The organism is Phenylobacterium montanum (assembly GCF_018135625.1).
Taxonomy (GTDB): Bacteria; Pseudomonadota; Alphaproteobacteria; order Caulobacterales; family Caulobacteraceae; genus Poindextera; species Poindextera montana.
The window spans coordinates 4,577,980-4,598,577 of record NZ_CP073078.1; the positions used below are offsets into that span (position 1 = coordinate 4,577,980).

Consider the following 20,598-nt stretch of genomic DNA (forward strand, 5'->3'; position numbering starts at 1 on the left):
GGGGCTACCAGCCGGTCTCGACGTCGAAGGTCAGGGTGGTCTGGCCGTTGGCGGGTACGGGGATCGACCAGCCCAGGGTGTGGGCGTCGATGCGGCGGCTCTGCAGGCTCTCCTTCAGCACCTTGCCGTCGCGCCACAGGCCGCCCTGGCGCAGCTCGACGGTCACCGGCTCGCGGCGCGCATTGCGGGCGACATAGGTCATGGAATAGCGCGTGCGCGTCTTGCTGATCTTGGTCTCGGCTGTGACGGTCGGCTGCACCGTGACGTCGAAGGCGTCGCCGATCTTGACCGCCAGTTCCGAGCCCTGCGGCGTGTGGCCGATCTGGCTCTCACCGACGAACTTGGGCTCGCCCGCCGTGTCGCGCTCATAGACCCGCATGGTCCCGGCCGGCAGGCCGGCGGCGAGGCCCGAGCCGCGCGAGTTCACAAAGTCCACCACCACCACGGCGGCGGATGGCTGCTGCTGGGTCTGGAACCAGCCGGCGCTCCATTGGTAGACCTTGTGCGCGGCGACGCCATCGGCCTGCAGGAAGCCGACCTGCTTGGTCTGGTTCTGGGCGATCGTGGTCCGTTCGGGCAGGCTATAGATGTGATAGTCGCCCAGTTCCTTGCCGGGGCCTTCGTCGGCTTCGGTCCCCGCGGCGCGGACGGCGGCAAGCCCATCGCTCTGGTCGCTTGCGTCGTCGCCCTGGGCCAGTTGCACATGGCCGGCCACGAGCTGGGTTTCGGCGCCGACATAGGGCGCGCCGGAGTGGTTCTCCAGCGTGATCCAGCCCTGCAGGTCCAGCTTGGCGGCCTTCTCGTCGAACAGGGCGACATAGTCGGCCTTCCACGACAGGCCCGTGGTCAGGTAGCTGAGCGTGGCCAGGCGCTGGCCGGCGCGTTCGGAATCCACCGTCACCGACAGGGTCGGGTGGGCGCGCAGGTTGTCGGGCACCTTGTCGAAGATCACCCGGGTGGGCACGTCGTCGTCGCGCAGGACCTCGATGCGGTCGCCGATCTTCAGCACCACGCCCTCGTTGGCCGAGAGCACCGTGGCCTTCTCGGTCACCTGCTGGCCGTTGCCGGGATTGGTGCGGACGATGGTGACCTCATGCCCGACCGCCTTCTCCATCAGCTTGCCGGGGGTCAAAAGGTCGTAGTCGAAGTTCTGCTCGACCACGCCGATCGCGTCGGCCGACAGGGTCACCGTCTCGGGGCGAATGGCGGCGGAGACGTCTTTGAACTCCAGTCGCTGGCGGCCCTTGGCGATGTCCAGGAGGCGCTGGTCCTGCACCAGGGCCTGGTCGGCGTTATAGATGGTCACCGAGAGCTTGGGCGCGTCCGCGGCGAGGGCGGCGTGGGCCAGGGCCATGGCCGATGCGGTCAGGAGTGCGGTCTTTCCCATGGTGCGTGGTCCCCGCCTTGCTTTGCGGTGACGCTGGCACGGCCAAGCCGGCGAGTCGACGGGAGGTTTTCCCGACCCGGAAGGCGCTTATTCCTGATTGCAGCTCAGTGGCCGGACTTGCCGCCCAGCCAGTCCATCAGGGCCATCATCACGCCTGAGAAGACGAAGGTCAGGTGCAGGCCGATCAGCCAGCCGAGCTTGGCGGCGTCGGGCGCGGCGCCCGGCTCGGCCAGGTCCATGAAGGCGCGCAGCAGGGCCACGGCCGAGATGGCGATGATCGAGGCGATCAGCTTCATCTTCAGGCCGGAGAAATCCAGCGCGCCCAGCCAGTCGGGCCGGTCGTCGTGGTCGCCGGTGTCGATGCGCGAGACGAAGTTCTCGTAGCCCGACAGGATCATGATCAGCACCAGGCTGGCCCCCAGCGACAGGTCGATCAGCGACAGGGCCAGGACGATGGCGTCGTCCGGCTTGGCGCTCATGACCACCAGCGGGACCTGGTGGACGATTTCCAGCACGAACACCGCCAGCAGCGTGACCAGGGCCGCGACCAGGCCGACATAGAAGGGCGCCATCAGCCAGCGCGCAGCGAACAGGCCGCGCTCCAGCCAGGTTTCCAGGCTCGGCTTCTGCTGGGTCATCGGCGCCCCAAATCCTGCATCCACGTCAGACTAAGCTTCACTTCTCCTCCCCCGTTCCGCGTTCGCGAAACAGGGGAGGAGAAGAGATTCAAGCTCTCAGCTTGGCTCCCACCGCCTTGCCGGCCGCAGCGACAATCCTGGCCGACAGGGCTTCGATCTCGGCCTCGGCCAGGGTGTGGTCCTTGGGCTGAACGCTGACCTCGACGGCCAGCGACTTGCAGCCTTCGGGCACGCCGGCGCCGGCGTAGACGTCGAACACCCGCACGCCGGCGATCAGGGCCTTGTCGGCCCCGGCGACGGCCTTGACCAGGTCGCCGGCGGCGACCTTCTGCTCGACCACGAAGGCGAAATCGCGGCTCAGCGGCATCAGAGGCGACAGCTCCAGCGCTGGCCGGGTCTTGATCGCTTTCTTCTTCGGTTCGGGAATGGCCTCCAGGAACACCTCGAAGCCATAGGCCGGGCCGTCGAGGTCCATCGCCTTCAGCACGCTGGGGTGCAGGGCGCCGAACTCGGCGATCACCGCCTTGGGGCCCAGTTGCAGCCGGGCCGAGCGGCCGGGGTGCCACCAGGGCGAGGCGGCGCCCTGCGCCACCTGCAGCGAGGCCACAGGCGCGCCGAGCTCGTCCAGCATGGCGTAGAGGTCGGCCTTCACCTGGAACAGGTCGTCCGCCTTGACCCCATCCCAGCGCCGCGGGGCGTGGGGCGCCAGGAGGCCGCTGATGGCGGTGCGCTGGTCCTGCGGCCGGTCGCCGGAGAAGATCGGGCCGATCTCGAACAGGGCCACGTCGGCGAAGCCGCGCTTGGCGTTGCGCCCTGCCGCCTCGATCAGGGTCGGCAGGATCGAGGGCCTCATGCAGTCCAGCTCGGCCGCGATCGGATTGGCCAGCACCAGGGCGTCCTGGCCGCCGCCGAACAGCTCGGCTGTCTTTCGGCCGGTGAACGACCAGGTGACCGCTTCCGACCAGCCAAGGGCCGCCAGCGCCCGGCGGGCGGTGCGGGCGCGGGCCTGGCGGGGGCTGAGCACGCCGCCGACGGGGCGGGCGATCTCCGGCAGGGGCTCGGCCGGCAGCTTGTCGTAGCCGACGATGCGGGTGACCTCTTCGACCAGGTCGGCCTTGCCCTCCACGTCCCGCCGCCAGGTCGGGGGCTGGACGGTGAGGTTCGCGCCGGAGCCGGTGATCTCGAAGCCGAGGTCAGCCAGGATCTCGACCGCGCATTCGGTCTCCAGGCCGCCGAGCTTCTTCACATAGGCCGGGTCGAAGGCGATCGGCGGCGGCGGGGCTGGAGGCGCGCCCGCCAGCCGCACCTCGGACGGCTCGCCGCCGCAGAGGTCGAGGATCATGCGCGTGGCCAGCTCGATCCCCGGCAGCACGAAGCCCGGATCGACGCCGCGGGCGAAGCGGTACTGGGCGTCCGAGGTGATGCCGGTGGTGCGGCCGGCCTGGGCCGTGCGGATCGGGTCGAACCAGGCGCATTCGACGAACACGTCGGTGGTCGCCTCCGAACAGCCGGTGGTCTCGCCGCCCATCACCCCGCCAAGGCCGATGGCGCCCGAGCCGTCGGCGATGACACAGAGCTCTGGCGTGACCTTGTAGGTCTCGCCGTCCAAGGCCAGCACCTCTTCACCCTCGCGGCCCAGGCGGGCCTCGATGAAGCCGCCCTTGAGCGTGGCGGCGTCATAGACATGCAGCGGCCGGCAGCGATCGTAAGAGAGGTAGTTGGTGACGTCGACCAGGGCGCTGATGGGTCTCAGGCCGATGGCCTTCAGCCGCGCCTGCAGCCAGGCGGGCGAGGGCCCGTTCTTCACCCCGCGGATCAGGCGTCCGGCGAAGGCGGTGCAGGCGCCGCTGTCGTCCAGGCGGATGTCGATCGGGCAGGGATAGCCGCCCTTGACCGGCTCCACAGCCTTGGTGGTGAAGCGGCCGAGGCCTGCGGCGGCCAGATCCCGGGCGATGCCGGCGACGCCCAGCCAGTCGGGGCGGTTGGGCGTGACCTCGAAGTCGATCACGCCTTCCTGGCCCAGCGCCTGGGCGGCCGGCGTTCCTACCTCCAGGCCCTCGGCCAGCTCCAGGATGCCGTCGGACTCTTCCGACAGCTCCAGTTCCGCCGCCGAGCATAGCATGCCGTTGGAGACAACGCCGCGGACGGCGCGTGGCTCGAGCGTGATGCCGCTGCCGGGGATGTAGGTCCCCAGCGGGGCGTAGATAGTCACCAGCCCCGCACGGGCGTTGGGGGCGCCGCAGACGATCTCCTTGCGACCGTCCTTGGTGTCGACCTGGCAGACGCGCAGTCGGTCGGCGTTGGGGTGCTGGACCGCCTCGACGATGCGGGCGACCGAGAAAGCGGCGAGCTTCGCCGACGGGTCGGTGACGTGCTCGACCTCCAGGCCGGCCATGGTCATGGCGGCCTCGACCTCGGCGATGGTCGCCGAGGTGTCCAGGTGGTCCTTGAGCCAGGAGAGGGTGAATTTCATCGATCTCTCTCCGTCAGCTGAGGCCGGTGGCCAGGTTCGGCGCGGCGAAGGCGGAGAAGCCGTAGTGCTCCAGCCAGCGGACATCGGCGCCGAAGACGTCGCGCAGGTCCGGCATGCCGTATTTCAGCATCCCCAGCCGATCGACGCCCATGCCGAAGGCGAAGCCCTGCCACTCGTCGGGATCCAGGCCGCAGATCCTGAGGATGTTGGGATGCACCATCCCGCCGCCCAGGATCTCCAGCCAGTCGCTGCCCTCGCCGATCTTGATCGAGCCGCCGGAGCGGTCGCACTGCACGTCCATCTCCGCCGACGGCTCGGTGAAGGGGAAGTGGTGCGGCCGGAACCGCGTCACCACCGCGTCGGACTCGAAGAACCGCTTGCAGAAGGTGTCCAGGGTCCACTTCAGGTGGCCCATATGGATATTCCGGTCGATGACCAAGCCTTCCATCTGGTGGAACATCGGCGTGTGGGTGCGGTCGCTGTCACAGCGATAGGTGCGGCCCGGGCCGATGATCCGGATCGGCGGCTCATGGCCCGCAGCCCACTGCGGCGCCTCGTTCTTCTGGTTCTGGCCCTGCTGCATCACCCGCACCTGGATCGGGCTGGTGTGGGTGCGCAGCAGCTTGCGCTCGCCGTCCTCGCCCGGGGCGAAGAAGAAGGTGTCGTGCATCTCGCGCGCGGGATGGCGCGGCGGGAAATTCAGGCCGGTGAAGTTGTGGAAGTCGTCCTCGATGTCCGGGCCTTCGGCGACCGCGAAGCCCATTTCGGCGAAGATGGCGACCATCTCGTCCATCACCTGCATGGTCGGGTGCACCGAGCCCTTGCGGCGGGGCGGGGCCGGCAAGGTCAGGTCGACACGCTCGGCGGCCAGCTGCGCCTCCAAAGCGGCGGCGTCGAGCACGGCCTTGCGCTCGGCGATAAGGGTCATGGCGCGATCGCGCAGGCCGTTGATCTTCGGACCCTGCTCGCGGCGCTCGTCGGGGCTCATCGAGCCCAGGGATTTCAGGAGGTTGGAGATCTGGCCGGTCTTGCCGAGGGCCGAGACGCGCACGGCGTCCAGGGCGGCCAGGTCAGAGGCGGCGGCGATCTGGGCGGCCAGATCGGCTTCGAGAGCGGTAAGGTCGGTCATCCCGTCGTCCTTGCACAGTTTTGTGCGTCCTTCGAGACACCCTTCACGAGGGTTCCTCAGGATGACGAGGGAAAGAGTGTTTCCAGGGCCTTCGTCATGGTGAGGAGCGGAGCCCTATCAAGGGCCCCGCATCTCGAACCACGCACCTTAGGCGCTGAGCTTAAGCCAGCGCGGCGCGAACCTTGTCGGCGATGGCCTTGAACGCAGCCGGATCGGCGCCCGCCACATCGGCGAGAACCTTGCGGTCGATATCGACGCCGGCCAGATCAAGGCCGTGGATAAACTGCGAGTAGGTGAAGCCTTCCAGCCGCGCCGCCGCATTGATGCGCTGGATCCACAGGGCGCGGAACGAGCGCTTGCGGACCTTGCGGTCGCGGTAGGCGTATTGGCCGGCCTTGTCGACCGCGGCCTTGGCGGCCCGGATGGTGTTCTTGCGGCGGCCGTGGAACCCCTTGGCCTGCTCGAGAACCTTCTTGTGCTTGGCGTGGGACGTTACGCCCCGTTTGACGCGCGCCATGTCAGATCACCTTCTAAATTCGTTGGGGCTCAGGAATACGGCATCCAGGACTTGATGATCTTGGCGTCAGCGTCCGCCATGACCTTGGTCCCGCGATTTTGCCGGATGTACTTGGCGTTGTGGCTGATCAAGCGGTGCCGCTTGCCCGCCACGCCGGCCTTCACCTTGCCCGACGCAGTGATCTTGAAGCGCTTCTTGGCGCCCGATTTGGTCTTCAACTTCGGCATTTCGCAGCGGAGCTGTAAGGCCCCGTCCTCTGATAGAGACAGCAGACAACGACCGCCCTGGCATGCCTGGGCCAGGCGATCGCACGAAGGCGGGGTCAATACGGGAAACGGGGGCGAAAGGCAAGGCCTACGCCGCCGCCCGCGCCTCCCTTTGCTCGGCCAGGGCGGCGCGTCCAGCCGACAGGGCCAGGAAGATCGCCGGGGCCACGATCAGCGCGCCCATGAAGAAGGGGGCGTTGACGTTCAGGCTATCGAACAGCTGCAGCGCCGCCGCCGGGCCGACGACCCGGGCTATGGCGCCGGAGGCATTGTTCAGGCCCATGATCTGGCCCTGGTTGTTCTCGTCGATGCTGCGCGACATCAGCGCCCCGGAATTGGGGAAGGCCACCGACTGGAACATGGCCATCAGCGCCATCAGCCCATAGGTCAGGAAGCGGCCGTCCGATAGCGGCTGCAAGCCTATGCAGAGCGCCGTGCCAGCCATGCCGACCGCCAGCATGCGCGCCTCGCCATAGCGCCTGGACAGGGGGCCGGTGACAAAAAACTGCGACAGGGCCGAGACGGCGCCGGTGACGCCGAACACCATGCCGACATCGCGCGGCTGCCAGCCGAAGCGGTGCTGGGCCCAGAGGCCGAAGGTCGACTCGATGCCGGTGAAGGCGACGCCGACGACGAAGGTCAAAAGGATCAGTTGGCCGATCACCGGATGGCGGGCGGCATAGCCGAACATCTCCCAGGGACGCGGAACGCGGACGATGGCCGGGCGGCGCTGGCGGCTCTCGCGCACGAACAGGGTGACGCCCAGGGCGGCTAGGCCGCCGAAGCTGGAGGCCACCAGCAGCGGGATCTTGAAGCCGATCGAGCCAGCGCCCGGCGAGGCCAGGATGCCGCCGATGAACGGGCCGACGATGAAGCCGATATTGTAGCTGGCCCCGAGCCTGGCCATGTACTGCGCCCTGTCGTCAGGTTCGGTGACGTCGGCGATGTAGCCCTGCACCACCGAGCCGTTACCCGCAGCCATGCCGCCGAACAGGCGGATGAAGAAGGCGAACCACACGTTGGGGGCGAAGGCCAGGAGGCCGTAGCAGAGGCAGTTGCCGATCAGGGTCGAGATCAGCAGCGGCTTTCGCCCGATCCGGTCCGACAGCCGTCCCCAGAAGGGCTCGCCGAAGAAGCTGCCCATCGAATATGCCGAGAAGATCAGGGCGATCTCGAGCGGACCGGCGTGGAACGATTTGGCGAAGAACGGCAAAAGGGGCACGACGACGCCGAACCCCAGCATGTTGATGAACATCACCGACAGGAGGGTGTAGAAGGCGGCCGTGGACCGACCCGCCGCCGGTTCGGTCCGATCCGCGCGCATGTGAACGCTGATAAGACCTCACGGTCGCGCCGCAAAGCCTCAAATTCACCCTCGGGTGCGGCCTACTGACCGCCGCGGGCCTCGAGGCGATGCAGCGAAGCTTCGCCATGGTCGATATAGGCCTTGCAGCCGGCGGGATCGATGAAGGGATTGGTCTTCGCTCCGGCCAGCATGGCCTCGCGCTTTTTCAGCAGGTCGATGAAGCCGCCGTGCGAGGCGAGAAACAGGTCGCAGCGCTGGGCGCGCAGGGTAGCGATCGATCGGGCGAAGTCGGCGCCCAGGTTCGGATAGCCCGGATCGCCGGTCAGCCTGTAGCCGGGCAGGAGGGTCAGGCTGCAGATGAACAGGGCCTGCTTGGCCTGGCCGTCGACCGTGACCGGCAGGGTCCAGCTGGTGCAGCCCTTGGTGTGGCCGGCGGTGATGTGGGCGGTCAGGGTGACGCCGCCCAGGCTCACCGTATCGCCGTCGTCGATCACCCGGTCGACCTTGGCCGGTGGAAACATGCGCTTGTGGAAGAAGAAGTCGGTCTCGCCGCCGCTTTCGATCACGGGGGCGTCGCCGCGGCTGATGACCATCTGGGCCCCGGTCGCCTGCTTCAGCATGGCGAAGGGTCCGGCGTGGTCGAAATGGGCGTGGCTGTTGATCAGGATCTTGATGTCGTGCGGGTCGAAACCCAGGGCGCGGACATTGTCCAGCACCATTGGCCCGTTCTTCGGCACGCCGCCGTCCAAGAGGATGTCGCCCTTGGGCGTGACGATCAGGAAGGCCGTCAGCTCCTTGGAACCGACATAGTAGAGGTTGTCCGCGATCTTGAACGGCGCCAGCGGCTCTGACCAAAGGTCTTCGCCCGGGACAGCGGCGGGGGCAGGGGTGGCGACGAGGGCTAAGGCGGCCAGGGCTACAAGGGGGGCGAACAGCCGCAGGAACATGATCGGACGCCCCCCCAACGCCGCTCCTCCCGGCCTTCACCGGGACGAGCGGAGTAACGGATCCTAGCGCGGCGCCAGGATCATGATCATCTGGCGGCCTTCCAGGCGGGGTTCGTACTCCACCTTGGCGACGGCCTCGAAGTCGACCTTGACCTGCTGCAAGAGCTTCATGCCCAGTTCCGGGTGGCGCATCTCGCCGCCGCGGAAACGCATGGTCACCTTGACCTTGTCGCCCTCTTCGAAGAAGCGGTGCATGGCCTTGGCCTTGACGTCATAGTCGTGCACGTCGATGTTCGGGCGAAGCTTGATCTCCTTGATTTCGACCAGCTTCTGGCGCTTGCGCGCCTCACCCTTCTTCTTCTGCTCTTGGAACTTGTATTTGCCGTAGTCCAGGATCTTGCAGACCGGCGGATCCGAGTTGGGGGACACCTCCACAAGGTCGAGGCCGGCCTCTTCGGCGGCTTCCAGGGCGGAGGCGGTCGGCATGATGCCCTGCTTCTCCCCGTGCTCGTCGATCAAAAGGACGCGGGGGACACGGATCTCATCATTGATACGCGGACCTTCCTTGGAAGGCGGCGCTTGCATGGGACGGCGAATAGTGAGCTTCTCCTGGAGCTGTTGATCTCGTGCGACCGCGGTTCCCGCGGCAGCCTCCCCTGAATATGAAGGACGCCCCCTGTTCCCGCAAGGCGTCGGCGGACCGGATCAGAGCTGGGCGGGCGCCGGATCGGCGGTACGCGCGCCAGTGTGGGCGCCAAGACACGCCTCGATCACCGCATCGACCGAAAGATCGTTCAGGTCCTCGACCTTCAGCGAGACCATCCGGGCGCGCGGGCCGCAGTGGGCGGGGTCTGTCACGCGCGACATCAGCATGGCTCCCGGCGCGCCCGAATAGGCGATCAGGTGAGTAGGGCCGGTGTCGTTGCCGACGCAGAGGGCGGCGTGCGCGCCCAGCACCGCCAGTTCCACCAGGCTGGTGCGGCCGGTCAGGTCCACCGCGTCCTTGGCTTCCTCCAGAATGCGGGCCGCCAGTGATCCTTCGGCCTTGGCGCCGACGACGCCGGTCTGGATCCCGCGACGGCCCAGTTCGCGGGCCAGGCGGGCGTAGCGCTCGATTGGCCACAGCTTCTCCGGCTTCACTGGCGAGGCGCCGGGAACCAGCAGGGCGTAGGGGGCGGAAAGGCCGAACCGCTCGGGGGTGACGGCGCGGCCCTCCTCGGTCTCGGCGGCCCAGGCCATGGAGGGGGCGGGGCCTTCGCCGAGCTTGTAGGCCGGGGCTATGCCGGCCACATGCAGCTGGTCGGCCAGCTTGTCGAGGTTGTGCAGCTTCTTGCGGTCGGGCCGCGTCTGGCGCAGCGAAGCGCCGAAGGAGATGCCCGACCAGGCCGGCGGGAAGGGCAGGAACCAGTAGAACATTCGGGTCGAGCGGCTGGTCACCTGCAGGTCGTAGACCCGCTTGTAGCGACGCTTGCGCAGCCTGCGGGCCAGGGCCAGCTGGGCGGCGAAACCCCTGGCGCGGCCGTCGGTCTCGATCAGGTCGAACAGGCCGGTGGCCTTGGCTAGCGCGGCGTAAGGAGGGGTGGTCAGCAGAGTGATCTCGGCCTCGGGATGGGCGGCGCGGATCTGCTGGAAGCCGCCGATCGACTGGACGAAATCGCCCAGGGCGCCGAACTTGAGCACCAGGATGCGCTGGCGCTTGCGCGGGCGGCCGAGGGCGCCGAAGCGTTCGCCCGCCGGGGCTTCGGGCTTGTCGCTCATGGCGTCCCCTTGGCGAGCACATTGGCGTAGAGGTTCAGGGTGGCCTCGCACATGGCCTCGACCGAATAGAGCTTGCGGGCCCGGGCGGCGCCGGCATTGCCGATGGCCGCTCGGCGCGCAGGCGTCAGGGCCATGACCTTGGCGATGGCCTCGGCCCAGGCGTCGGGGTCTCCCGGCGCCACGCGCCAGCCGGTTTCGCCTTCGGCGACGGTCTCGCGCACGGCCCCGTGGTCGGCGGCCAGCACTGGCCTGCCCATGGCCTGGGGCTCGACGGCGGTGCGCCCGAACGGCTCGGGTTTCAGGGAAGGGGCGACCACGAGATCGGCCAGCAGATAGGCGGCCGGCATGTCGCTGCAGTGGCCGACCAGCAGCACCTGCTCGCCCAGGCCCGCCGCGGCGATGGCGGTTTCAAGCTCCCCACGATAGCCGATCCGCCCCTGGTCGTCGCCGGCGAGAATGATCAGGAAGTCGGACAGGCCCTTCGCCTTCAGCCGCTGGGCCGCGTCGATGAGCAGTTGCTGGCCCTTCCAGCGGGTCAGGCGCCCGGCCAGCACGATCTTGAACCGCCGGTCGTCCTCGGCGACGCCGAAACTGGCCCTGAGGGCGGCGAGGCGGGTGGGCGTCACCGCCTTGGGATCGAAACGCACCAGGTCGACGCCGCGGTTGATCGCCACCACCCGGGCCGGGTCGACGCGGTGTTCGGCCAGGATGTGCTGGCGGGTGTAGTCTGAATTGGCGATCACCGCCGCGCCCTGGGTCATCACCGAATTGTACCAGCGCTTCAGCGGGCTCCTGGCCTCATAGACCCCGTGATAGGTGGCGACGAAGGGAACGTTCGCGGCCTTGGCGGCCCAGAGGGCGCTGAACGCTGGGGCGCGGGAGCGGGCGTGCACCAGGCTGACCTTCTCGCGCCGGATGAGCTCGCCCAGGCGCAGGGCGTTGCCGAGGATGGTCAGGGGATTCTTGGACTGCATCGGCAGCTCGACCAGCTGGCCGCCGTTGTCGAACAGGGCGTCGGTCATGCGCCCGCCGCGGGAGGCGACGATCGCCCGGCCGCCGGCGCGCACCACCGCGGCGGCCACATCGAGCGTGGTCTGCTCCGCCCCGCCGGTTTCCAGTTCCGGCGTGACCTGCAAAAGGGTGAAATCGGCGGGGAGTCGGCTCACAACCTAGCCATAGCCGGTTCGGACGAAGGGCGGGAGTGGGACATGGCGGCGGAAGTCTGGGGCAGGCTCGAGGCGGACGGGGCCGAGCTGGCCTATCGCAAGGTCGAGGGGCCGGGGCCGACGGTGGTCTGGCTGGGCGGTTTCCGTTCGGACATGGCCGGGACCAAGGCCCAGGCGCTGGCCGACCGGGCGATGAAGGAAGGGCGCGCCTACCTGCGATTCGACTATTTCGGCCATGGGGAGTCCGGCGGGGCGTTCGAGGCCGGGACCATCACCCGCTGGCGCGCCGACGCCCTGGCGGCGATCGACCGGCTGACCGAAGGGCCGCTGGTGCTGGTGGGCTCGTCGATGGGCGGGTGGCTGGCCTGCCTGGCGGCCATGGCCCGGCCGGAGCGGCTGCAGGGCCTGGTGTTGGTCGCACCCGCGGCCGACTTCACCGAGCGGCTGATGCGGCCGGAAATGGATGCGGCGGCCCAGGCGGAGATGAAGAAGACCGGGATATGGCTGCGCCCCTCGGACTATGGCGATCCCTATCCGATCACCCGCGCGCTGCTGGAGGACGGGGCGCGATGGGGGATTCTGCCGGGACCGATTCGCTTGGGCGCGCCGGTTCGCATCCTGCAGGGCGGTGCCGATCCCGACGTGCCCTGGCGCCATGCCCTGGCCCTGTCCGAGGCGATCGAGGACGATGATTTGGTGTTCACCCTGGTGCGCGACGGCGATCATCGCCTGTCGCGGGCAGGGGATCTGGCGCGCCTCGCGGCCGCCGTCGCGGAGGTCGGCGGGTAGGGCGTCTTCGCCCTTCAGACCACGCGCTGAGCCAGCCAGATCAGGCCGATCCAGAAGGTCGCCGCCAGGGCGGCCGTCATCAGCACGCAGGTAATCGGATTGCGGCGCACATCGTGCGGCGCGGGGCGCAGCTGCGCCTTGGCCATGACACGCATTCAGTCGTTTCCTCGTCGCGCCGTGCGGTCGGACCCGCACGGTCGTTGAAGGAGACGATCTCACGCTCCGCAATTATTGCAATATTTTAATGTGACCTGGTCACCCGAAGCGGGCGCATCACGCCGCCGCGCTCTTCACCGCCTGGGCGATGTCCCGCACCACCTGGGCGACCAGCTTGGCGTCGTCGCCCTCGGCCATCACCCGGATCAGGGGCTCGGTGCCCGAGGCGCGCACCACGATGCGGCCGGAGGAGTTCAGCCGCGCCTCGCCGTCGCTGATCGCCGCCTTGACCAGGTCGTGCTCCAGCGGCTTGGCCACGCCGGAGAAGCGGACGTTCTCCAGCTTTTGCGGCACGGGCTCGAACTGGCGGGCGAGTTCGCTCATGCGCTTGCCGCTCTCGACGATCACCCTCAGCACCTGCAGGGCCGCGATCAGGCCGTCGCCGGTGGTGGAGAAGTCGGACAGGATCACGTGGCCGGACTGCTCGCCGCCCAGGTTGAAGCCGCCCTCACGCATGCGCTGCATCACATAGCGGTCGCCGACCGCGGTGCGCTCCAGCTTCATCTGACGCTGGCCCAGGAACCGCTCCAGGCCGAGGTTGGACATCACCGTGGCCACGACCCCGCCGCCCTTCAGCTGGCCGGTGCGGGCCCAGGAATCGGCGATGATGGCCATGATCTGGTCACCATCGACCACCTGACCCTTCTCGTCACAGACCACCACCCGGTCGGCGTCGCCGTCCAGGGCGATGCCGATATCGGCGCGGTATTCCTTGACCGCCCGGCTCATGGTCTGGGGATAGGTCGAGCCGCATTCCTCGTTGATGTTGAGGCCGTTCGGGCCGACGCCCACCGGGATCACCTCGGCGCCCAGCTCATAGAGCGCGGTAGGGGCGACCTTGTAGGCGGCGCCGTTGGCGCAATCGATCACGATCCTGAGGCCGTTCAGGCTGAGCTGGCGGGGGAAGGTCGCCTTGACGATCTCTACATAGCGGGCCTGAGCGTCGTCGACCCGCAGCACGCGGCCGAGTTCGGCGGGCTGGGCCAAGCCCTCCTGCAGGCCCTCGTCCATGTGGGCCTCGATCTTCAGCTCCATCTCGTCCGACAGCTTGTAGCCGTCGGGGCCGAACAGCTTGATGCCATTGTCGGCGAAGTCGTTGTGCGAGGCCGAGATCATTACCCCCAGGTCCGCGCGCATGGAGCGGGTCATCATGGCCACGCCGGGGGTGGGCAGGGGGCCGAACAGGCGCACGTCCATGCCCACGCTGGTGAAGCCCGCCACCAGGGCCGGCTCGATCATGTAGCCGGAGAGGCGCGTGTCCTTGCCGATCACTACCAGATGGCGGCGGTCGCCCTCGGTGCGGAACAGCTTGCCGGCGGCCAGGCCGACGCGCAGCGCCACCTCCGCCGTCATCGGATGGCGGTTGGCCTGGCCACGGATCCCGTCGGTGCCGAAATAGGCCCGCTTGCTCATCGCTCGTTCTCTCCACGCCACCGCCGGACTTGCGGCGCAATGATCGGTAATCGGTTTTTATTCGACCCTTGGTCAGCGAATGCTAAAGGCCGGCGGACCGGCGCCCGCGCCGCCCGATTTAAACCACACCGGCGGCCCACGAAAGATCGGCCAGGACCGCCGGCCTCAGCGAGACCTGAAAACCCCATGTGCGGCATCATCGGAATCGTCGGCCAGAGCCCCGTCACCGAGCGTCTGATCGACAGTCTCAGGCGCCTGGAATACCGCGGCTACGACAGCGCGGGCGTCGCCGTGGTCGAGGCCGGCAAGCTGGATCGGCGCCGCGCGCCGGGCAAGATCCGCGCCCTGGAGGACCTGCTGCGCGAACAGCCCCTGCCGGGCAAGACCGGCATCGGCCACACCCGCTGGGCCACGCACGGCGCGCCGTCCGAGCGCAACGCCCACCCGCAGATCGCCGGCAAGGTGGCGGTGGTGCACAACGGCATCATCGAGAATTTCGCTGCGCTGAAGCGCGAACTGATCGCCGATGGCCGCACCTTCACCAGCGACACCGACACCGAGGTGATCGCCCACCTGATCGATCGCGGGATCGCTGAAGGCCTGGAGCCGCTGGCGGCGCTCAAGGCGGCGCTGGACCGGCTGGCCGGAGCCTACGCCATCGGCGTGGTCATCGAGGGCCACGACCACCTGGTCCTGGGCGCCCGGCGCGGCAGCCCGCTGGTGGTGGGCTATGGCGAGGGCGAGATGTTCATCGGCTCCGACGCCCTGGCCGTCGGCCCCTTCACCAGCCGCATCGCCTATCTGGACGAGGGCGACTATGTGGCCATCGACCATGACAAGGCGCTGATCTTCGACGCCGAGGGTCGCCCCGCCGACCGCCCGGTGCGCACCGTGCCGGCTTCCGCCGCCCTGGTGGAGAAGGGCAACTACCGGCACTTCATGGAGAAGGAGATCCACGACCAGCCGGACAGCTGCCGCAACACCCTGTCCGCCTATCTGGATCCGATCGCCGGCAAGGCGCATGCCCCCGGCGGCTTCGACTTCACCGCCATAGACCGCATCCAGATCGTGGCCTGCGGCACGGCCAGCTACGCTGGCCAGATCGGCCGCTACCTTTTCGAGCGCCTGGCCGGCCTGCCGGTGGACGTCGAGATCGCCTCCGAGTTCCGCTACCGCGACCCGGCGGTGGCCAAGGGGACCCTGGCCGTGGCCGTCTCCCAGTCCGGCGAGACCGCCGACACCCTGGCCGCCCTGCGCTGGTGCAAGGACAAGGGCCTCACGACCGCCGCCATCGTCAACGCCCACCAGTCGACCATGGCCCGCGAGGCGGACGTGATGTGGCCGACCCACGCCGGCCCGGAGATCGGCGTCGCCTCGACCAAGGCCTTCACCGCCCAGGTCTCGGTGCTGACCGCGCTCGCCGTGGCCGCCGCCGCCCAGCGTGGCCGGATCGATGCGGCGCAGGAGGCGGCGCTGGTGGCGCATCTCCTGGAAGCGCCGCGCCTCCTGGCCGAATCCCTGCATGTCGAGGACGCCATCCACGCGATCGCCCCGGAGATCGCCAAGGCTCGGGACGTGCTCTATCTCGGTCGCGGGCCGATGTATCCGCTGGCCCTGGAAGGCGCGCTGAAGCTGAAGGAGATCAGCTATATCCATGCCGAGGGCTACGCCGCGGGCGAATTGAAGCACGGCCCGATCGCCCTGGTGGACGAGCAGACTCCGGTGATCGTGATCGCCCCCACGGACGACTTCTTCGAAAAGACCGTCTCCAACATGAGCGAGGTGATCGCCCGCGGCGGGCGGGTGATCCTGATCACCGACGCGCAAGGCGCGGCCCATGCCCCCGAGGGCGCGCGAGTGATCACCGCGCCCACCTGCGATCCGGTGATCGCACCCCTGGTCATGGCCGCCTCGATCCAGCTGCTGGCCTACCACGTGGCGGTGATCAAGGGCGCTGACGTCGACCAGCCGCGCAACCTGGCGAAGTCGGTGACGGTGGAATAGCGGGGCAAATATAGCCCCGCCGAGCCCGGGTCCGAAATGATCGGTTGCACATCGAGCGGAATGTCTTTGAGCGATCAGGACGCCAGTGTACGTTCAGGCGCTGGGGAGCGGGGGCTCCTTGTCTTGCCTTCGGCGTTTCATGGACAATCAGCGCTTCGTTTTGAGCGAGAATTTACGCCATCTACGGGAGCGTCTTCCGCATCTGGATGTGAAACTGCAGCCCCAGGTCCGGCAGATGATTTCGACGGCGGAGCGGGAACTGGCGCTTTTCGACGCCAGCGAGCAGGGCGCAAGCCATCCCTGGGGGCGGGACGATGAGGAGTTGCAGGCCGCGCGCCGCAGGACCCTCGACTGGTTCCACGCCGAGTTCGGTCTCTCCTCGACCCTCGCGTCGCTGATCGATCCGCGTCCCGGGCTTATGATCGTCGACGTCAATCCGATCTATGCGGCGGCGACCGGCGTCACCCCCGCCGACATCGCTGGCCGGCCTCTCTTCGTCGCTTTCCCCGACGGCGCCGACGATCCTCAGGCCAATGGTGTCGCCAATCTTTATGCCTCGTTGCGGCGCGTCGCTGCGACCGGCGTCGCCGAAACCATGCCGGTCCAGCGCTATGACACGCGCGAACCCGACACCGGCGCCTGGCGAGCGCGCTACTGGAAGATCGAAAACAGCGCCCTCGTGGACGACGCAGGGTGGCTGATCTACCTGCTTCACCGCGTCGCGGAGGTCGATTCGGCGTCCTGACAGCGAGCGCTTTCGGCGGCGTTATCCGCAGTAGCCGCGATACCAGGCGACGAACCGCTTGAGCCCGTCCTCGAGCATCACCTTGGGCTCATAGCCGGTCAAAGCCTTCAGGCGGGTGACGTCGGCGAAGGTTGCGGTGACGTCGCCGGGCTGCATGGGCTTCATGACCTTCTGGGCCGAGACGCCCAACGCGGTCTCCAGCGCCGCGATCATGTCCATCAAGCCGACCGGCCGGCTGTCGCCGATGTTCAGCACCCGGGGCGCCAGGGGATCGGGCGGGCGATCCAGCACGCCCACCACCCCGTCGACGATGTCGTCGATATAGGTGAAGTCGCGCGCCATCCGGCCTTCGCCGAACACCTCGATCGGCTGCCCGGCCAGGATCTTCCGGGTGAAGCTGAAATAGGCCATGTCCGGTCGGCCCCAGGGGCCATAGACGGTGAAAAACCTCAGGCCCGACTGGGGGATGGCGTAGAGCCCGGCATAGGCCGCGCTGATCAGCTCGTCCGCCCGCTTGGTCGCCGCATAGAGCGAGCGCGGCGCGTCGGCCGCGTCTTCCTCGCGAAAGGCGCCGTCCAGGCTGCGCTCGCCATAGACCGAGCTCGACGAAGCGTAGACCAGATGCTGGAAGCCGGGGACATCGCGACAGGCCTCCAGGATCGACAGATGTCCGGTCAGGTTGGAGTGGGCGTAGTCGAAGGGATGGTCGATCGACCAGCGCACCCCGGCCTGGGCGGCCAGGTGGACCACGCGCTTGATCCCATGCTCGCGCACCAGCCGCGCCATGGCCTCAGCGTCGGCGATGTCGGCGCGCACCAGCTGGAAGCGGTTGCGGCCCTCCAGCGTCGCCGCCCGGGCCTCCTTCAGCGAGACCTCGTAATAGGCGTTGAAGTTGTCGACCCCGATCACGGCCTCGCCGCGGTCCAGCAGGCGCTCGGCCACGGCCCGGCCGATGAAGCCGGCGGCGCCGGTGACCAGGACGGGGCTGTCTGGGCTCAAGTGTTCGTGTCCTTGTGCAGGGCTGCGGCCCCAGCCTAAAGCAGACTCTGCTAACAATGCACCCCACGCCCGTCAGGACGCTGATGAAGGAAAAGGCCGCTGTCCTTGCGCCTGTTGCTGTTCGGTCCCGGTTACAGCGGCCTTGCCCTGACCCGGCGGCTTCTTCCCCTGGGCTGGACCGTCCGGGGCGCCGTGCGCAGCGCCGAGGCGGCCGGCCGATTGCGGGGAACGGGGATCGAGCCGGTCGATATCGACGACACTGGCGCCCTGGCGGCTGCGGCCCAGGCTTGTGACGCCCTCCTGGTCACCGCTCCGCCGGACGAGCAGGGTTGCCCCGCCTTCGCCGCCCTGGCGCCGATCCTGCGCGCCGGAGCGCGGCCCCGCTGGACCGGCTATCTGTCCACCACCGGCGTCTATGGCGATCGCGGCGGCGGCTGGGTCAATGAGGCCAGCGCGCTCAACCCCGTTTCAGAACAGGGCCGCCGGCGCGTCGCCGCCGAGCGCGCCTGGCTGGACCTGGGCGAGACCTTGGGGCTGACGGTCGCGGTGTTCCGCCTGCCCGGCCTCTACGGCCCTGGCCGCTCGGCCCTCGACCGCGTCCGCGCCGGGACGGCCAGGCGCACGGTCAAGCCGGGTCAGGTATTTTCGCGCCTGCACATAGACGACCTGGCGGCGGCGCTGGTGGCTTCGATCACCCGGCCTCGCGCCGGGGCGATCTACAATCTCTGCGACGACGAGCCTTCGCCGCCCCAGGATGTGATCGCCCACGCCGCCGAGCTCCTGGGCGTCCCCGCGCCACCCGAGGAGCCGTATGACGGCGCTCGGCTGGGCGCGGCCAGCCGCCGGTTCTTCGAGGAGAGCAAGCGGGTGTCCAACGCCCTGGCTAAGGCCGAGCTCGGCTGGCGACCGGCCTATCCGAGCTATCGCGAGGGCTTGGCGGCGATCCGGGCGAGCGAGCAGACTTAGACCCTGTCGCGTTCGTGCGAACGGGTGGTCGCGGCTTACCGGCCCGCCGCCCGCGACGCTTTCATCGAAGACTGATCCATGGAACCGGTGCGGCCCGGCCGTGTTCCTCTGGCGTCGGGGGCGAAACGGCGGAGTAACGCCCATGATCAAGACCATCGCCATCGCAGCCGCCACCGCCGCCCTCGTGGCCGGCTCTCTCGCGGTCGCTCAGACTATGAACAACACCGGAAGCAACACGGGGAACAACGGCTCGGCCTATTCGGCCAGCCCGAATAGCTCCGATCAGAGCACAGCCAGTCAGGGCCAGACTTCTGACCAGAACGGCGCCGGCTCGAGCTCCAGCTCGACCAGCACGGGCGAACGCGGCTGACAGCGGCCGCCGTCAGCGGCGCCCAAACAACGGGGCGACGCCATACCGGGCCGTGGTCCGGCGTCGCCCTTGGCGTGCTTGCCGGCCTGGTCCTGGGCCTGATCGCGACGCCCCTGGTCATGCGTCAGGGCGCCAGCGGCCCGGCTGACGACGCTGTCGGGCGTGTTCTGCGCAGCGACCTCGCCGACGCGCCCACCGACCCGGTCGCGCGCTTCTATCGGGTCCGGGGCTACCACCCGCTGTGGATCACCGGCGGGCTCGTGCGACCGGAAGCACGCGACCTGGTCGCCACGCTGAAGACCGCGGCGGGGGACGGCCTCAATCCCGACGCCTACGCCCCAGACCACCTCGATGCGGTCATTTCGAGCGCCAAGGATGCGCGCAGCGAGGCGGTCGCGGAGCTGGCGCTTACGCGCGCCTACGCGGCCTATGTCGTCGACCTGCACCGGCCGGCGCGCGCTGCGGCGCTGCAATTCGTCGATCCTTCGCTGAAATCCTCGCCGACCGACATCGCCACCGTGCTGCAGGACGCGGCTCGCGCGCCCTCCCTGACCGAAGCCATGGCCGACGCCCAGCGGATGAATCCTGTCTATGAGGCCCTGCGCCAGGCCCTGGACGAGCGGCTGGCCAATGGCGACCAGGGCCCCGAAGCCCGCCTGATCGCCCTCAACCTGGAACGCGCCCGCGCCCTGCCGCCCGAGCTTGGCGACCGCTATCTGCTGGTCAATCCGGCGCGCGAGACCCTTTGGCTTTTCGATCATGACCGCATGGCCGGGTCTATGCGGGTCGTCGTGGGCCGCCGCGACCTGCCGACCCCGGCCATGGCGGGGGTGATCCGCTACGCCCTGGCCAATCCCTATTGGAACGTGCCGCCCGACCTAGTGCGCGACCGCCTTGCGCCGGCGGTGCTGCGCCATGGGACGCGGTATCTGCTGCAGCATCATTTCCAGGTGCTGTCGGACGCGTCTGCGACCGCGACGCCGCTGGATCCGGACCAGGTCGATTGGGCGGCGGTGGCCGCGGGCCATCAGCCGCCGCGGGTGCGCCAGGAGCCTGGTCCCGGCAACATGATGGGCCAGGTGAAGTTCATGCTGCCGAATCCGCTCGGCGTCTATCTGCACGACACCTCCGAGCGCAGCCTTTTTCACGACGCCTCACGCTTCGACAGCGCCGGCTGCGTGCGGGTGCAATATCCGCGCTGGCTGGCCAACTGGCTGCTGCAGCGAACGGTGCGGCTGGACCAGGCCAAGGCGCCGGACGAACGCCTGGATGTGCCGCGTCCGGTTCCGGTCTACATCCTCTACCTGACCGCCCAACCTACGGCGAAAGGTCTGACCTTCGCGCACGACATCTACCAGCGCAACGAGGCCCTGGCGGACGAGATGGCCGCCATGCCCGACCGGCTGAAGCTGGGCCAATAGCAGGGCGATCGCTTGCCAACCGCCCGCTACGGGCGGATGCTTCAGTCGCATGCGACGCGGGAGGGCCCTGTGCGCCCTCCTTAACTGG

General features: G+C 68.6%; 20 protein-coding genes. 6 read left to right on the plus strand and 14 right to left on the minus strand.

What is annotated here, in order from left to right:
* Positions 1 to 4: 4 nt before the first annotated feature.
* The 11 genes from KCG34_RS20860 to KCG34_RS20910 all read right to left on the minus strand — a co-directional run bounded on the left by KCG34_RS20860 (position 5) and on the right by KCG34_RS20910 (position 11,587).
* Positions 5 to 1,387, minus strand: coding sequence for a DUF4139 domain-containing protein (locus KCG34_RS20860; RefSeq protein ID WP_211937529.1), 1,383 nt, complete (start codon positions 1,385 to 1,387; stop codon positions 5 to 7).
* 104 nt (positions 1,388 to 1,491) lie between these two features.
* A complete protein-coding gene (locus tag KCG34_RS20865; protein ID WP_211937530.1) occupies positions 1,492 to 2,025 on the minus strand; it encodes a TIGR00645 family protein in 534 nt (177 codons plus the stop codon).
* An 88-nt stretch (positions 2,026 to 2,113) separates the two neighbouring features.
* Positions 2,114 to 4,498, minus strand: a complete 2,385-nt coding sequence (gene pheT / locus KCG34_RS20870) for a phenylalanine--tRNA ligase subunit beta (RefSeq protein ID WP_211937531.1) — start codon at positions 4,496 to 4,498, stop codon at positions 2,114 to 2,116.
* 13 nt (positions 4,499 to 4,511) lie between these two features.
* A complete protein-coding gene (pheS, locus tag KCG34_RS20875; RefSeq protein WP_211937532.1) occupies positions 4,512 to 5,627 on the minus strand; it encodes a phenylalanine--tRNA ligase subunit alpha in 1,116 nt (371 codons plus the stop codon).
* A gap of 160 nt (positions 5,628 to 5,787) precedes the next feature.
* Positions 5,788 to 6,144 carry a 50S ribosomal protein L20 gene (gene rplT / locus KCG34_RS20880; RefSeq protein ID WP_211937533.1) on the minus strand — a complete coding sequence of 119 codons (357 nt, stop codon included), beginning with the start codon at positions 6,142 to 6,144 and terminating at the stop codon, positions 5,788 to 5,790.
* Positions 6,145 to 6,173: 29 nt separating this feature from the next.
* The gene (gene rpmI / locus KCG34_RS20885) at positions 6,174 to 6,371 is read right to left on the minus strand and encodes a 50S ribosomal protein L35 (protein ID WP_211937534.1); all 198 of its coding nucleotides are present in this window, start codon (positions 6,369 to 6,371) and stop codon (positions 6,174 to 6,176) included.
* Positions 6,372 to 6,498: 127 nt separating this feature from the next.
* A complete protein-coding gene (locus tag KCG34_RS20890; RefSeq protein ID WP_211937535.1) occupies positions 6,499 to 7,734 on the minus strand; it encodes an MFS transporter in 1,236 nt (411 codons plus the stop codon).
* A gap of 62 nt (positions 7,735 to 7,796) precedes the next feature.
* Complete coding sequence (gene bla / locus KCG34_RS20895) at positions 7,797 to 8,663, minus strand: subclass B3 metallo-beta-lactamase (RefSeq protein ID WP_211937536.1); 867 nt, start codon at positions 8,661 to 8,663, stop codon at positions 7,797 to 7,799.
* Between the two features lie 63 nt (positions 8,664 to 8,726).
* Positions 8,727 to 9,248 carry a translation initiation factor IF-3 gene (infC, locus tag KCG34_RS20900; RefSeq protein WP_211937537.1) on the minus strand — a complete coding sequence of 174 codons (522 nt, stop codon included), beginning with the start codon at positions 9,246 to 9,248 and terminating at the stop codon, positions 8,727 to 8,729.
* 120 nt (positions 9,249 to 9,368) lie between these two features.
* Positions 9,369 to 10,421, minus strand: coding sequence for a glycosyltransferase family 9 protein (locus tag KCG34_RS20905; protein ID WP_211937538.1), 1,053 nt, complete (start codon positions 10,419 to 10,421; stop codon positions 9,369 to 9,371).
* Positions 10,418 to 11,587: a glycosyltransferase family 4 protein gene (locus tag KCG34_RS20910; RefSeq protein WP_211937539.1), complete on the minus strand. Its 1,170-nt coding sequence runs from the start codon at positions 11,585 to 11,587 to the stop codon at positions 10,418 to 10,420. Before KCG34_RS20910 ends, KCG34_RS20905 begins: the two co-directional genes overlap by 4 nt.
* A 42-nt stretch (positions 11,588 to 11,629) precedes the next feature.
* Here KCG34_RS20910 and KCG34_RS20915 point away from each other — a divergent pair, with 42 nt between their 5' ends.
* Positions 11,630 to 12,376 (plus strand): alpha/beta fold hydrolase, encoded by a 747-nt coding sequence (locus tag KCG34_RS20915; protein WP_211937540.1) that lies wholly within the window; start codon positions 11,630 to 11,632, stop codon positions 12,374 to 12,376.
* 14 nt (positions 12,377 to 12,390) lie between these two features.
* Here the strand turns inward: KCG34_RS20915 and KCG34_RS20920 are convergent, their stop codons facing one another.
* Positions 12,391 to 12,531, minus strand: a complete 141-nt coding sequence (locus KCG34_RS20920; protein ID WP_211937541.1) for a hypothetical protein — start codon at positions 12,529 to 12,531, stop codon at positions 12,391 to 12,393.
* A gap of 118 nt (positions 12,532 to 12,649) precedes the next feature.
* Positions 12,650 to 14,005, minus strand: a complete 1,356-nt coding sequence (gene glmM, locus KCG34_RS20925) for a phosphoglucosamine mutase (protein ID WP_211937542.1) — start codon at positions 14,003 to 14,005, stop codon at positions 12,650 to 12,652.
* A 186-nt stretch (positions 14,006 to 14,191) separates the two neighbouring features.
* Here glmM and glmS point away from each other — a divergent pair, with 186 nt between their 5' ends.
* Positions 14,192 to 16,009: a glutamine--fructose-6-phosphate transaminase (isomerizing) gene (glmS, locus tag KCG34_RS20930; RefSeq protein WP_211937543.1), complete on the plus strand. Its 1,818-nt coding sequence runs from the start codon at positions 14,192 to 14,194 to the stop codon at positions 16,007 to 16,009.
* Between the two features lie 139 nt (positions 16,010 to 16,148).
* Positions 16,149 to 16,754: a hypothetical protein gene (locus KCG34_RS20935; protein ID WP_211937544.1), complete on the plus strand. Its 606-nt coding sequence runs from the start codon at positions 16,149 to 16,151 to the stop codon at positions 16,752 to 16,754.
* A 21-nt stretch (positions 16,755 to 16,775) separates the two neighbouring features.
* On the opposite strand, the gene KCG34_RS20940 is transcribed toward KCG34_RS20935, so the two are convergent.
* Positions 16,776 to 17,753, minus strand: coding sequence for an SDR family NAD(P)-dependent oxidoreductase (locus tag KCG34_RS20940; RefSeq protein ID WP_211937545.1), 978 nt, complete (start codon positions 17,751 to 17,753; stop codon positions 16,776 to 16,778).
* A 105-nt stretch (positions 17,754 to 17,858) separates the two neighbouring features.
* Here KCG34_RS20940 and KCG34_RS20945 point away from each other — a divergent pair, with 105 nt between their 5' ends.
* The 3 genes from KCG34_RS20945 to KCG34_RS20955 all read left to right on the plus strand — a co-directional run bounded on the left by KCG34_RS20945 (position 17,859) and on the right by KCG34_RS20955 (position 20,510).
* Positions 17,859 to 18,719 (plus strand): SDR family oxidoreductase, encoded by an 861-nt coding sequence (locus KCG34_RS20945; RefSeq protein ID WP_211937546.1) that lies wholly within the window; start codon positions 17,859 to 17,861, stop codon positions 18,717 to 18,719.
* Positions 18,720 to 18,861: 142 nt separating this feature from the next.
* A complete protein-coding gene (locus tag KCG34_RS20950) occupies positions 18,862 to 19,089 on the plus strand; it encodes a hypothetical protein (protein ID WP_211937547.1) in 228 nt (75 codons plus the stop codon).
* 74 nt (positions 19,090 to 19,163) lie between these two features.
* Positions 19,164 to 20,510: a L,D-transpeptidase scaffold domain-containing protein gene (locus KCG34_RS20955; protein WP_211937548.1), complete on the plus strand. Its 1,347-nt coding sequence runs from the start codon at positions 19,164 to 19,166 to the stop codon at positions 20,508 to 20,510.
* The last annotated feature ends 88 nt before the right edge of the window (positions 20,511 to 20,598 follow it).

Coding starts and splice junctions, on each gene's coding strand:
- glmM (WP_211937542.1), bottom strand. CDS start 14,005: ATGAGCAAGCGGGCCTATTTCGGCACCGACGGGATCCGTGGCCAGGCC.
- KCG34_RS20860 (WP_211937529.1), bottom strand. CDS start 1,387: ATGGGAAAGACCGCACTCCTGACCGCATCGGCCATGGCCCTGGCCCAC.
- infC (WP_211937537.1), bottom strand. CDS start 9,248: ATGCAAGCGCCGCCTTCCAAGGAAGGTCCGCGTATCAATGATGAGATC.
- rpmI (WP_211937534.1), bottom strand. CDS start 6,371: ATGCCGAAGTTGAAGACCAAATCGGGCGCCAAGAAGCGCTTCAAGATC.
- pheS (WP_211937532.1), bottom strand. CDS start 5,627: ATGACCGACCTTACCGCTCTCGAAGCCGATCTGGCCGCCCAGATCGCC.
- KCG34_RS20950 (WP_211937547.1), top strand. CDS start 18,862: ATGATCAAGACCATCGCCATCGCAGCCGCCACCGCCGCCCTCGTGGCC.
- KCG34_RS20935 (WP_211937544.1), top strand. CDS start 16,149: ATGGACAATCAGCGCTTCGTTTTGAGCGAGAATTTACGCCATCTACGG.
- KCG34_RS20890 (WP_211937535.1), bottom strand. CDS start 7,734: ATGCGCGCGGATCGGACCGAACCGGCGGCGGGTCGGTCCACGGCCGCC.
- pheT (WP_211937531.1), bottom strand. CDS start 4,498: ATGAAATTCACCCTCTCCTGGCTCAAGGACCACCTGGACACCTCGGCG.
- KCG34_RS20865 (WP_211937530.1), bottom strand. CDS start 2,025: ATGACCCAGCAGAAGCCGAGCCTGGAAACCTGGCTGGAGCGCGGCCTG.
- bla (WP_211937536.1), bottom strand. CDS start 8,663: ATGTTCCTGCGGCTGTTCGCCCCCCTTGTAGCCCTGGCCGCCTTAGCC.
- KCG34_RS20915 (WP_211937540.1), top strand. CDS start 11,630: ATGGCGGCGGAAGTCTGGGGCAGGCTCGAGGCGGACGGGGCCGAGCTG.
- rplT (WP_211937533.1), bottom strand. CDS start 6,144: ATGGCGCGCGTCAAACGGGGCGTAACGTCCCACGCCAAGCACAAGAAG.
- KCG34_RS20920 (WP_211937541.1), bottom strand. CDS start 12,531: ATGCGTGTCATGGCCAAGGCGCAGCTGCGCCCCGCGCCGCACGATGTG.
- KCG34_RS20905 (WP_211937538.1), bottom strand. CDS start 10,421: ATGAGCGACAAGCCCGAAGCCCCGGCGGGCGAACGCTTCGGCGCCCTC.
- glmS (WP_211937543.1), top strand. CDS start 14,192: ATGTGCGGCATCATCGGAATCGTCGGCCAGAGCCCCGTCACCGAGCGT.